Below are 13,183 nucleotides of genomic sequence, written 5' to 3' on the forward strand. Positions count from 1 at the left end.
GAGTATCCTTTTTTAACAAGATTCAGGTTCATATAACCTGTATAACTGCTCACCGTTTATAATAGTTCTTTTTAAATACTTCTTTATTCCCCCTTTAATATTTTTTATAATTTGCACCCTAAATGTATCACTTTTGTTACCCTTGTAAATAATTAGTTTTTTTAGAAATATTTATTTGATTTTTAGTAATATTAGGATTCTATTTTATCTCATAGAAACTAGAGGGTTTGGGAAAAGTATGTAATAATGCATAATAAATCAATCAGATATTATGATATACTTTCAAAGAGCTGATACAAAATTTCTTTAGATTGGAAAACTAAAGTCTTATCTACCTATTTGTGGGGACGCCTTATGGCGTCTTTTCTTTTTTAATATAAAAAACCCCCAAGCATTCATATGCTTAAGGGTTTATCAATTGAAAGGTAGAGCTGTTTGGAATTCCTTACATTAAGAACAAAGCGGGATTACTCCTAAACCAATTAATAAAGCTGCAGCAAACGCTGGAATTGGCGCAGGAATCTCCGATACCTTCTACAACTAAAAAGTATTGTACATTTACTACTTTAAAACAAACTAATTGTATGGCTAATCCTCCCTTATGTTAGGATTAATACATTATATTAAATAACCCCGTTATCGATATAATTAAATAGTTTATTTTTCAGAAAATGTGTACAACATTCAGGGGAAGCACATTAAATGATCTTTCCCTTATTTTCAAAAGGACCTGCTCAATTCATACATAAAAACATAAGGTAAATTAAATTGTATACACGCTGATCACGGTGATTTTTCGATGCATCCATCATAATGAATCTCTCCTTTTCCTCTTTTTATCAGTATTGGTAGGTAAAAAGGGAGCAGACACAAAAACAGGTTGTGGAGAAATTCTTCTTCACAACCTGAGAGTAAGTTATATATCCAAATATGACCTGTTCTTTTAACTATTTAGTCTTTTATAATCTGTTATAGTTAATATAACTAGAGTCATAATAAATCCACTGACCTGTTCCAATTCTTAGCCAACCATTCTTTTCTTCATATACTGTAACTTTTTCGCCTTTACTTGTCTTTCTAACAATAGAATAGTTTGTACCTGATCCGCTTCGAACATTTACCCCAATGCCATTAATTTGAGCCGTTCCGATTACCTTTTCAACACTACCATTTTCAATTACTTGTAGCATATTTAGAATGAATGTTGCTGTTTCACCACGAGTTGTTGTTCCTTTAGGGTCGTATTGATTGTCACCCTTACCTCTTACAATACCTAGGCCATACAGTCTTTGTACATCTTCTTTATATATAATTTGGTCTTTATCTGAGAATGGTAGGTTTACAACTGGTCCCCATATACCTTTATACTGTAAAGCCTTGTTTACAATAATTGCTGATTCTTCTCTTGTAATAGGTGTGTTTGGGTCAAAATAACCATCTCCTCTACCTTGAATGATACCTGCACTTGCAGTACGTTTAATACCATCCCGTAAAGTTGAATTTGCATCGTTTAGGTCTTTAAATGAAGCATCTCCAGCTGGCAGGTTTAGAGAGTTAGAGATTAATTGAGCAAATTCGGCTCTTGTTATCGCTCTATTGGGTGCGAAAACTCCGTTTCCTTCCCCTATCATAATACTTCTTCTATTTAACTCTCGAATAGCTTCTTCATACCACCCTCCTGTAATGTCATCCTTTGGTTGATAAAGATTATTATAATACCCCTCAACGCTATTTACGAATACATCCCATTGACCATTATTAATCATGTTAGCAGGGCAGATTTTACCGCTCCATTTTTGGTGTTTTACAATGTTATTTAACGGTACACCAGTTTCTTTCATTAAATAAGCTACAAGTTTCTTAGCGTTATCTACCGCTTTACTGTAGTTTCCGTCACTATTAACTGCGATTTCAATTGCAATGGATTCTCTATTACCTGGACCATCACCGTCTCCTGCATGCCATCCGTTCTCGTTTAATGGTAGGTGTTGATAAATCTCTTTATCGTCTACTGTAAAATGCCACGATGCAGCTCGGTCTGTGTTTCCTACTGCTTGGTTATATAGGTATTGAGCGTGGTTTCTAGCACCTGCTCCTACACTTGTATTATCAGTCTCATGAATTGTAATGTACTTTGGACTCATGTAGTTTTGAGGACGAATATTATCGTTACCTGCTGGAACAATCCATTCAGTGAATGGAACACCGTTTATTGTACTAGAGGTACTAGGTGATATGGGAGACAGACTACGTTTTGTTCTGTTTGAATTGTTAGGAACAGTTAATGTACCTGTTTCTTCATGAATACCTTCTGAACGTTGAAGACTATCTGCTTTCTTATTGTCGACAGTACCTCCACCACGTCCGTCTACCTCTTCAAAACTAGCTTCAATACTTTTTAAAGCCTGTTCATCTGTTGTTGTTTTACTTTGTTCCTGAACGTTTGTAGGTTGCTTATTGTTTACTAATTGTTGTTCCTCTGCAAACGATACCAATGGTGAAGATAATACTGTTAATCCTGCCGTGAATGCTACTACTTTTTTATTAAATTTAATGTTCATTTCTAATTTGGTATACCTCACTATTTTAATAGATATACCTTCCTCCTTGTACTTCTTTTAGTGTGAATGTTAGTTTAGATAATGGTAGCCTGAACCCTCAAAATAACAGATTGATTTTACATTTCATATGTCAAACCGACATCTATAATTCCTACATGAAGTGTTAGTACTTTAGAATTATAACACAGCACGATTGCAATACTTCCAAGACTCTTGCAAGTAATCTCCTAATCTTGGATATACTGATAGTATGACTCTAAAAAAAGGCATGATCACATCGCTATCAAGCTAACAAAATAAAATCCCCCTAAAATGAAAAAACACGATCTATTCTTTCTATAAAAACATAAGAATAGATCGTGTTTTTTCATGTCTAAATTTGTATTCAATATTCAAAAGTATTTAAGTCCTATAGGTTTCCTACAAAGAAGAATGGAATTTTATCTATTTGAGGTAGCACCCCATCACTATCAAACTAACAAGAACGAGTTATCGCAAAACACTAATTACGAGCAACACGCCAAAATTTTTGTTCTGGGAGTATTATATTATCTTGACTTGATGGGCATGTTTGGTAAGCACCCTATTTTGAAAACCAACGCTTATAATCAAAAAAAGCGCATAAGTATTTATATTGGAAAGTGGGATACTTCACCATCGGATAGTACTAAAATATTGTTGGAAAGTCCTTTTTCATTGATAAAATCTTTTAATTCTTTTCTAGTTAGTAAGTAATGATTAACAGCTTCCATATGTATTTGATAAATAGCTTCTTTAGTCATAATTACAGGATTCCCTTGAAGAAATTTTGCCTCCCTCCATTTACAACAATTACTTCTGGATTATACGTTTTAAGCACCTTTCGAACGTCGGTACTTATCAACATTCAGGGGCAACACATTAAATAATTTTCCGCTTATTTTCAAAAGGACCTGCTCAATTCATACGTAAAAACATAAGGTAAAGTGAACCCATTAAAATCCGTGGAATGGATCCTAGTTGTATTCTCTTATCTAAAGGAGGAACTATTATTATGGGATATAGTGGTAGTTGCGGCGAAGGCTGCGGTTTTGCTGGAGGCTTTGCTTTACTCGTTGTACTCTTTATACTATTAATCATTATCGGATGCAGTTGCTTCTGCTAAAAAACTATTAGAAAAGGCACCTTAGGGTGTCTTTTCTTTATACGTAAAAACCTCGCCATCTTATGGAAATGGCGAGGTTCTTATCTATATTATTTATTATCTTGTTCCAGATTTTTATCAAGATTAGAATTACTATCATTATGGTAACGTTGGTAATTCTCTTCATGTAACCTTTGTTGTTCTTGTTCAACTTTATTATCATGATCAATCACCTTAATAACAAAAAATAATATTACGATTACAAACACAACAAATGGGATGAGAGCAGTTTTAGAAAGCTCCTTTAAATCCTCTTTTGCTTGTCGCTTTTCTTCTCCTGTTGAAAAGAGATAAGCAAACAAAGCTATTATAAATGCGAAAAAACCTAAGAGTATTTCTACAACTGCAAAAATAGCATCTAACATTACTTATGTATCCCCCTAATATAACATATATGTATTACTAATTAGCCAATAATTACCTTTCACATTATATCAGCTAGAGTACACAGAAGTATAATAAATTATTTGTATAGTTTATTTTATTAATTAACATGCATTACTATAAAATAATTCAAGTCGTCCGAAGACCCCTTAAGTTTTTTTCTTTTTTATGAAAAGATAAGATCCTACTCCCTGATCTTATCTTTTTTTATTTGTTAATTTGCAATAGGGCTACCGCCATATGCCCCTTTTCATGATTAGTTCGTTTTACTTTTAATACTCTCAGTTGCTTTTTTAAATAGTTTCATTGCCTGTTCTGCTTTATTATTTGCCTGTTCCAACTTACTATCATTTTGTTCTTCTAATGCTTCTGAAAGTAATCGTAGAGCATCCCAGTAATTATCCATTGCCTGTTTTATCTTTTCTTGTTCAACTTCTAACTCTTTAGGTGCCTCAAGGTATTTTATGTCTCTTACGTGTATTTTTGCCATATCCAAACTCAGTTGGATTTCACTTTTCTTTGACTCATAATCCTTTACATCTGAATGTCCAATATCTTGTATCAGTCTGATAACTTCATCCATCTTATTTGTATTTTCTACGATGGCTGCTTTGTATTTATCAACTTCTGAACCACTAACTTTTTCATTTAAATCATCCTCACGATGACCCTCTTTCGCATGTTTCTGGTTCTCTTCCTTTACCTCTTGCTCTATATCAGGGTATTTCTCGTTTATCCCCTTAAATACTGTCTCCCATTTAGAAACACCATCATCTATCCCAAACATACCGGTTTGTATGATTTCTTTTGCTTTATCCTTATTATATTCACCTTCATACTTACGGTCATCATACTGTCTAACTGCATCTTCTACTTTTATTAGGTGTTTTCTAATCTCTTCTACCCCTTCTTGTATTAAGAATTGGTAGTCTTCATACTTTTTAGGTGGCTTGATTTTTTCAAAACGGTTTATATCCAAACTAATGTGACTAATTAAAGAATCTATCTCACCTATGTAGACACCCTTTTCTGTAAATAATTCATCAGTTTTCTTTTCTAGTTTTTTTAAATGATACTGGAATTCTAAGTGCAGTTCAGTCAAACGATAAGGGTAATCTTTTTCAGATACCTTTACCTTCTTTTCACCTTCCGTGTCTGATACATTTGATTTACTTTCTTTACTACTTGATTCTTCTTCCTTACTTCCCTTTTCATACTCAATTCTAGACAATGCGTTTCTTAGTTGGTTTTCAATGTGTTCATCACTATAGTGCAATTTCTTTAGGTCAGATACCATTTTATCTGCATCATAATACTTATCTACTTTTCTATACTCTGACTGTGTAAGTCCATATGTATTTAATGTACAACCTACTAGCATGAAACTAACACTTAAGCCTGCTATTGCGATACCCTTAAATGATTTATTAAAATTCATTTTAAACTTATCCCCTTTTTCTTTTAGTAATTCTTTTCTTCAACAATAGACAGACCTTCATCAGTTTTTGCATTGTCTGCTGCGTCAGTTTAGCTTTCCTAACTTATTGTTTCAGTCTTAACTTGAATTTCTTCCTTATAATTACAAAAAGGATATACCTAAACATATAACTGCTAGTAAGATATATCCTTATATTATTTTATAATGATAATAATTAATGAGTCAAAGTGATTTTGCGAAAATTATACAAAACAGGCATAATTTATTAGTTACTTGTCAAGTTATGCTTGGTACCACAATAAGATACTAGAGAATTTCTCATTGTAGTACCCTCTACTACCTTTACAGGAGTAGCAACACGTCTTCATCAACCTAACAAAGCAAATAACCAAACAAAATTTTGTGCTAACTTGTGACAAAAACCCTCATTTTTTTGTTTCGGGGAAATTCTGAATTCTTAAATTGATCTGCATGGGGTACAGCCACATCACCATCAAGCTAACAGAACAAAATACACCCTAAAATAAAAAACGCCATCCTTTTCCTAAGATTCTACAGAAAGAATAGCGTATTTTTCTTTTTATGGATACACTTTTTAGCTCGATAGCTATGGGGTGTTACCTCAAATATAATTATTTTATTTACATGTTTCTTTTAAATTTGTTTCAAATCTTTTCATAGGTTGGTATACAAGAACATGTAGTGATAAACCTATCACTGCAGTAATGTTTAAAATAATACTTATAATCATTAAAGACCCTTCTATAACTGGAGAAAAGTATCCATTCGTACTTAACGTAGAAGAACTTATACCAAGTAGTAAAATCACTATTAGTAAAGGTAAGTTTTTAACCAATTTGAATCCCCCTTTAAATGTAATATCTTTATATTATTATATCACACACTAGTTTATGTAATTAATATAAGATAGTTATCTATGGGCAATTTCACATTTTTTTGTTACAAGTTAGCACGAATTTTTGTCCTGGGGTACTATAAATTTTCCGCTTGATGGCGATGTGGTTCTATCCCATCGCTATCAAGCTAAGAAATTCATTGTACACCCAAACGAAAAAAGATGAAAAAATAATAAAAAGCTTATCATTAAGTGCTAAAAGATAAGCTTTTTTGTCTATACTTATTAAATTTTATTTGATTTCTTCCATGCTAATACTGTAATAAGATATTGAATACCAAATAGGAAAGCGAAAAGTATAATAAATCTTGCTATTACTGATAACCATCCAACGAAATCTTCAGGTAAGTTATATTTGTATGTGGTAGCACCTATTGCGACAAAACAAAAAATAAAGGTATTACTCATTTTTTCTTTTAATTTTTCGTTTAATTGTTCTTTATTATTAATATCCGTTTCATAGACACCAGTTAGAATCGATTTAATAAAAAAGAATATCATATAAAAAATTATAATGGCTAATGAAGCAGCCCATTCTAAAAATGGACGGTGTAGATATGCTCCTCTTATTACAAAATCAACAAAAGCTATAAGTAGGACAATAATTCCAGATTGAGCCCAAATTTTCATTTCAATTTGTTGGATTCTTTCATCTGGGTGTGTACTGAGTGAAAACCATTTTTTTAGTTTTTCCATTTTAAAATTCCTCCCAAAATAATTTATCTAAACTTTTATCTAGTGTTTTAGCTGTATGAATGCAAAGTTTTAAAGAAGGGTTATAATTATTACTTTCAATAATACTAATGTTATGTCGTGTAACATTTACAATATTGACCAACCCTTGCAATCTTCACTTTACTTAAAGACATTAAATACACCTCACTTGTAAAGATAACTTCACACCATAAATCTTATATTTTATATATTAAATTATTAACAACATAAATGCAATATATATTTTACATTTAGTCATATATAGGTTGCAAACTCCTGTGTTTTTGTATCTAAAACTATCCTACAAATATAAAAAAATTCTTTCTGTAGAATCATAGGAAAGGGTGAATTTGTTATATCTGTTTCTATATATAATAAATTAGAAGTATTTGTTCAAGAGATTCAAAGTTACTTGTACTTATCTCCCAATTAATTGTGCAATCTAACCTTTTCATCTACTAAGTTCTTTTACTAAGGAATAGAAGCTAAAAAAGAAATAGAAATGAGCCTTTTTATTATTTAGTTCATCTTTTTTTCGTTTTAGGAGAGATTTTATTTTTTAGCTTGATAACAATGTGGAGATATCCTAGGTTTAAAAATCCCTTTAGTTACTGCATACTAGCAACAACCTTTTGAAATTTAGGTTACTGCGATATATAATTATCAGAAATTCTAAGGAGTTGTATATATGGATGATATAAAAATAATAGCTGAGGTTCTGAGTATAGGGTTACAAATTGGTTTATTTTCAAAAACTGAAATAATTGATTGGGCTGATCAGACAATTGAAGCATTAGATAGCCCTTCTATTGAAATTATAGAAGTTTCTCTATCTAGTAATGATAAGTTGGTTGACATCGTACCTAAATTAAAAAACGTAAAAGGAACGTATGATAAAAAATTACCCGTAAAAATAATACTGGGGCTGTTATGGGATAAATTTATCCTAAATGAAGAAAATGTATTGAAAATAAAACCATTTATATCTAATTTGATACATAATAATTGCTGTGAGGGATTCAGTTATGTAGATGAACAGCTATATAATTTTAATGAGGACATTAATTTAGCAGCAGATAATATATATGGGAATCTAGAAGATATTAGTCAAGAATTAAAAAGCTTTCTATTTCCTTATAAAGACTTTAGTAATTACTTCAGTTTTTGGGAAACTTGAAAAATATTAAATTGATGGTAATAGATCATTCGGAAATGTATTCCTATAAAATAGTAGTTTTATCGTTTTCCGATAGAAGACTCCTTCCTCAAAAATGTGAAGGTGTGAAACACCAATTTTAGGTGGGAGATGAATGTCGGTTGGCATAAGCCAACATATTTGCTATCATTTACTTGTACAGATTGCTCTTCGAAAACTGAAGATATGAGGTTGGTTGCAGAAAAACGTTGCAACCGTAAAATCTTCAACGTTCTATCTCCCCACGCTTCTCAAAATTGCGAAAACCAAGCTAAAGTAGGTAGTGTGGTGAGTCAGCGTACAAGATACTTATGTTCTCACCGTAGGGACTGCGGGTAGAGCCTGCTAAGATAACTGATGGATACATCGGTGTTCGCAGGAATCTCCCACTTCAAACAGTCCGTTAGGACGTTAAGTGGTGAGTAGTTCAATATTACAGCTATCCTACAAAGTGGTTTATCTGTTCATAAAAAAGAAGAACTCATTACATATAATACCGAAATTTATTTTCGTGCTTTAAACCTCACTCCTATAGAATAGCTAGTACAAATAGTTGAACTCTTAAAAAGAGCTTTAAAAAATAAATAGTAAGACCAATTTTCAACCGCCCTTTACAGGTGATCTTTTACTTTTTCTACTTCACATATACAAAGGGTTCATTTGTCGTAATATAGTATCTTCTCACCTTTTCATTCATGATTCTTTACTTCTTTTCTCTCTCTTGCCAATGAATATGGTATATAATTGAGTACCTGCCAAAACTGTTTTTCTTCCACATTAAAATAAAAATTTACTATCAACTAAAGATTCTATTCCTTCACCGTTTCTCCAATACATAACTGGATTAGGCCTTCTGGAGGCTAAAGGGGCCAGGAAAGCAGCAAAGCTAGCGTAAGGTGTTAAATTCCCTCAAGGCATCTTAAAAGCTGAACAATTATTTAATATTCCTATACTCTCCACTCTCCAACATACAACAAAATACATCGTAAAATATATTTTACGATGTATTTTAAAAGGGAAATCGTCATCAGTATTCTCACCCATATATTTATGAAGAGCTTTACCATTCACGATAAACTCCTCAAATTTTGAAAAAGTTCTTTTAATTGTATACTATACGTTTTAAACATAGATTTACACGTATAACAAAGGGATAATACGATAAGTTTATACTAAATGAACGTGGTTCAAGTCGGAGGAAGGCCCCTTAGGGTGTCTTTTTTTGTACATAATAAAAGCCTCACCATCCTATGAAAACGGTAATTCCTTTAAAACAAATAATAATTGTAAATATGTTAATTTTACATTACATTAAAGTTAGAGAAAACTCTTTAACTAATACAGTGCTAAATAGTAGGTGAAAAAATGGAATTTAACGATTTGGGTATTACCATTAAAGAACTTAGAATTAACAAAAATATATCACAATCCGAATTATGTCATGGAATATGTTCACAAAGTCAAATTAGCAAGATCGAAAAAGGTGTGATTTATCCATCTAGCATATTGTTATATCAATTATCTGAAAGACTTGGTATTGATCCAAATAATATATTTGCACTAACTCAAAACAAAAAAATTAAATATGTAGAAAATGTAAAATATGTAATAAAAGATTGCTTAAAACAAAAACAATATAAAGAACTTTATGAAATAGTAAAAAAGGAGAAAAACTTAAATAACTTTCAAACAAATGAAGAGAAACAATTTCTAATATGGCATGAAGCAATTGCTATATTTGAGGTAAATAGATCAACCAAAACTGCTTTAACTCTTTTAAATTATGCATTAAAACTAACTTTAACCAATTCTGATTTTTTATCAGAAAGAGAAATAGATATTATGCAGACAATGGCTATATTTCATGGAGAAAATAAAGAATATGAAAAAAGTATTACTATATTAAGAAGATGTTTATCTAATTTTAATAAGTTAAATTTTCCTAGAGATAAAGAAATTAAACTAAAAATCATTTTAAATTTAGCAAAATCTTTGGCCTTCACATATCAAAATGAAGAGGCAATAAAATACATTGATAAGGGCATTAAATTAGCAATTAATCTAAATACTTTATACCTATTAGGTGAACTATTCTATTTAAAAGGTCGGTTTTTATTAAAGATTAAACAACACAATGTAGAAGATATTGTTTATAACTGGAAAAAAGCATTATTTATATTTGAACTAACAGAAAAAGAATATTATACAAAACTGATACCAGATAAACTTATTGAAATACAAAATAAAAAACACTCATAATTTCGTAAAAACTACTTAAAAAGCCCACAGGAAAAGTTCCCGTAGGCTTTACATTTATAAACATATTATTATTTTTTATAAAACCGCATCTCCAATTATTAGATAACTATCTAATCCATTGGGAATGCGGTTCACTTAGGTCATTAATGTTTCAGCTATCTTCTTTATTTGAAAATTACATCTACCATACTAATTTAATATTATATTCCTGAAGCCAACCATTAACTTGAAGTAAATAATCTATTATACCTCGGGCATCATTACCTGAAATTACTTCGTCTTTTCCTTCTGCAATAGCACGAACTCTTTCTACATTAATTAATGGCAAGATAGGTGATTCAGGATTGTTCAACACATGTAACATCCAATCACTAATACCTTGTAGATAAGAGGCATCCTTTGTGCTTGGATATGCACTTTTTTTGCGATAACGTACATCTTCTGGAAGTACATTTTCAAAAGCTCGACGTAAAATACCTTTTTCAATATTGTCTATGCTTTTCATTTCGAATGGGACATTCCATAAGTATTCTACAAGCCGGTAGTCGCAAAATGGAACTCGTACTTCAAAGCCATTCATCATACTTGTGCGATCTTTTCGTTCTAACATAAATGGCAAGAAACGAGTAATAAACATGTAAGACATTTGACGTTGCTTCATTTGCAGATCACTTTCACCTTCTAAAAAGGGAACCTCAGCAACCGCATCTTCAAATTTTTGTTTTTGATATTTTTCAGGGCTAATCTTCGCTTTAAAATCCTCTGATAAAATTTCTGTACTATACCATAAATTAACACTCCAAGGGAATATCTCTGCATCTAGAAACTTCTCTTGATGGAACCATGGATACCCTGAGAATACTTCATCTGCGGATTCGCCTGAAAGGGCAACTGTTGCGTCTTTCTTCATTTCCTTAAATAGCAAATAAAGAGACGTTTCTAGTTCTCCAACTCCAGGTAGATCACGCGCTCGCATTGGAGTTAATAAATACTCTATTAAACTATCTGATCCTAACTCTATAGAATGATGCTTTGTTCCTACATATTCAGCCACACGTTTCACCCAAGGTTCATCACGATCAAAACGAAGGAAGTCTTGCTCAAAGTCCTTTTCATCATTGATGAAATTCAGGGAATATGTATGAAGGCGTTCCCCTTTATTCCCAAATTCATTTCCTGCTAAACCTGTTAAACCACTGGAATCTAAACCTCCGGAAAGCATAGATACCACTGGTTTATCAGCAATTAACTGACGTTTAACCGTATCTTGTAAAATGGAGCGGATTGTCTCGACTGTTGTATCAATATCATCTACATGTTTTTTACTTTCAAGTTTCCAATATTGTGTCGTATTCGAACCATTAGAGGTAAACGTCATATAATGGCCAGCACGCACTTCATGTATATCCTTGAAAATAGCATGACCAGGAGTACGTGTTGGTCCAAGACAGAAAATTTCAGAAAGTCCCTCTTTATCTACCTCTGCATCTACAAGTGGATGTGAAAGTAAAACTTTTAACTCTGAACCAAAGAGAACTGCACTTCCCCTTTGAGCAAAAAATAAAGGCTTCACACCTAGATGATCACGACCAAGCATCAATTTCCCAAATCTTTCATCCCAAATACCAAAAGCAAAAATCCCATTTAAGTGTTGAACACAATCTTCTTGCCATTCTAAGTAAGCGTGTAGTAATACCTCTGTATCCGACTTGGTCTGAAATTCATGACCTTTCTCCTCAAGTTCTTTACGTAATTCTTGATAGTTATAAATTTCTCCATTGAACGTAAGGCCAATCGTATTATTTCCATCTTTATACAGCATAGGTTGAAGGCCACCTTCAGGATCAATGACGATGAGACGTCGATGACCTAATGCCGCTCGTTTTGAAAACCAATGCCCCTCTGCGTCAGGTCCTCGGTGAATGATAGCATCTGTCATTTTTTTTAACGTTTCTTGTTCATTAGACAGGTCTTTAGACCAGTCTATCCACCCTGCAATTCCACACATAGTGTCTACCTTCTCTCAAATAGTATAGAAACCGACTAAAATCAAATATCAGTCGGTTTTCCGTAAAAAAATCCGACTAAAAACATCTTTTAGTCATGTTTATATAATAAAATGAATTGAATAAAAAATCAAATAATTCATTCAAGAAAGAAATCACTGTCCCCTTTCACTTGAATTCTCATCGTCCGATTAAAAAATTATTACCTTAAACTTTCATTTTCATCCTAAGTGATACAGTTGCATTCTATTATAGTTATATACTAGAAATAAGAATGGTGTATGTTATTCTATAAGAAGCAAATAGAGGACTTTCTATTAGGATTTACAAAATTAGAAATGAACTAATACAGAATGTAAAGACAGAAAACTTCGCTAAATATTTCAAGGATAGGGTGTAGACAATGATCAAATTAGAAAAAGAAAATAAAAAAATGAAAATCATTCAATCTGCCACAATACTGTTCTCTACGCGTGGTGTCCGTAACACAACGGTTGATGAAATTGCAAAGACAGCTAAAGTTGGTA

The 13,183-nt window shown here is 32.0% G+C and carries 11 protein-coding genes and 1 pseudogene; 4 read left to right on the forward strand and 8 right to left on the reverse strand.

The window, feature by feature from the left end:
* Window positions 1-959: 959 nt before the first annotated feature.
* Entirely contained in the window at window positions 960-2,561 is a 1,602-nt protein-coding gene (locus ACS2FK_RS24330; protein ID WP_063550076.1) for an S-layer homology domain-containing protein, read from the reverse strand.
* A gap of 629 nt (window positions 2,562-3,190) precedes the next feature.
* On the reverse strand, window positions 3,191-3,343 hold the full coding sequence (locus ACS2FK_RS24335; RefSeq protein ID WP_230387378.1) for a hypothetical protein: 153 nt from the start codon (window positions 3,341-3,343) through the stop codon (window positions 3,191-3,193).
* A gap of 251 nt (window positions 3,344-3,594) precedes the next feature.
* On the opposite strand from ACS2FK_RS24335, the gene ACS2FK_RS24340 reads away from it, so the two are divergent.
* Window positions 3,595-3,705, forward strand: coding sequence for a YjcZ family sporulation protein (locus ACS2FK_RS24340; RefSeq protein WP_000542355.1), 111 nt, complete (start codon window positions 3,595-3,597; stop codon window positions 3,703-3,705).
* An 89-nt stretch (window positions 3,706-3,794) separates the two neighbouring features.
* Here the strand turns inward: ACS2FK_RS24340 and ACS2FK_RS24345 are convergent, their stop codons facing one another.
* From ACS2FK_RS24345 to ACS2FK_RS24365, 5 genes and pseudogenes are all read right to left on the reverse strand, one after another.
* Complete coding sequence (locus tag ACS2FK_RS24345) at window positions 3,795-4,109, reverse strand: hypothetical protein (RefSeq protein WP_043938490.1); 315 nt, start codon at window positions 4,107-4,109, stop codon at window positions 3,795-3,797.
* Window positions 4,110-4,384: 275 nt separating this feature from the next.
* Entirely contained in the window at window positions 4,385-5,566 is a 1,182-nt protein-coding gene (locus ACS2FK_RS24350) for a DUF7018 domain-containing (lipo)protein (protein WP_063549757.1), read from the reverse strand.
* A gap of 637 nt (window positions 5,567-6,203) precedes the next feature.
* Window positions 6,204-6,422, reverse strand: coding sequence for a hypothetical protein (locus ACS2FK_RS24355; RefSeq protein WP_000240398.1), 219 nt, complete (start codon window positions 6,420-6,422; stop codon window positions 6,204-6,206).
* 285 nt (window positions 6,423-6,707) lie between these two features.
* Window positions 6,708-7,178 (reverse strand): DUF6773 family protein, encoded by a 471-nt coding sequence (locus tag ACS2FK_RS24360; RefSeq protein ID WP_063549755.1) that lies wholly within the window; start codon window positions 7,176-7,178, stop codon window positions 6,708-6,710.
* A gap of 1 nt (window position 7,179) precedes the next feature.
* A pseudogene (locus ACS2FK_RS24365) lies at window positions 7,180-7,351 on the reverse strand (helix-turn-helix transcriptional regulator).
* A 533-nt stretch (window positions 7,352-7,884) separates the two neighbouring features.
* Here ACS2FK_RS24365 and ACS2FK_RS24370 point away from each other — a divergent pair.
* Window positions 7,885-8,373 carry a hypothetical protein gene (locus tag ACS2FK_RS24370; protein WP_063549753.1) on the forward strand — a complete coding sequence of 163 codons (489 nt, stop codon included), beginning with the start codon at window positions 7,885-7,887 and terminating at the stop codon, window positions 8,371-8,373.
* A 1,383-nt stretch (window positions 8,374-9,756) separates the two neighbouring features.
* A complete protein-coding gene (locus tag ACS2FK_RS24375) occupies window positions 9,757-10,650 on the forward strand; it encodes a helix-turn-helix domain-containing protein (RefSeq protein WP_063549751.1) in 894 nt (297 codons plus the stop codon).
* 181 nt (window positions 10,651-10,831) lie between these two features.
* Here ACS2FK_RS24375 and asnB read toward each other — a convergent pair whose 3' ends face one another.
* The gene (asnB, locus tag ACS2FK_RS24380; protein WP_063549749.1) at window positions 10,832-12,658 is read right to left on the reverse strand and encodes an asparagine synthase (glutamine-hydrolyzing); all 1,827 of its coding nucleotides are present in this window, start codon (window positions 12,656-12,658) and stop codon (window positions 10,832-10,834) included.
* 401 nt (window positions 12,659-13,059) lie between these two features.
* Between asnB and ACS2FK_RS24385 the strand changes: the two genes are divergently transcribed.
* Window positions 13,060-13,183 (forward strand): TetR/AcrR family transcriptional regulator (locus ACS2FK_RS24385; RefSeq protein WP_438899841.1); only part of this gene is annotated, 124 nt, incomplete at its 3' end.

Origin of the sequence: Bacillus cereus group sp. BceL220, assembly GCF_051776965.1 — a bacterium.
In the GTDB taxonomy this organism is placed as follows: domain Bacteria; phylum Bacillota; class Bacilli; order Bacillales; family Bacillaceae_G; genus Bacillus_A; species Bacillus_A cereus.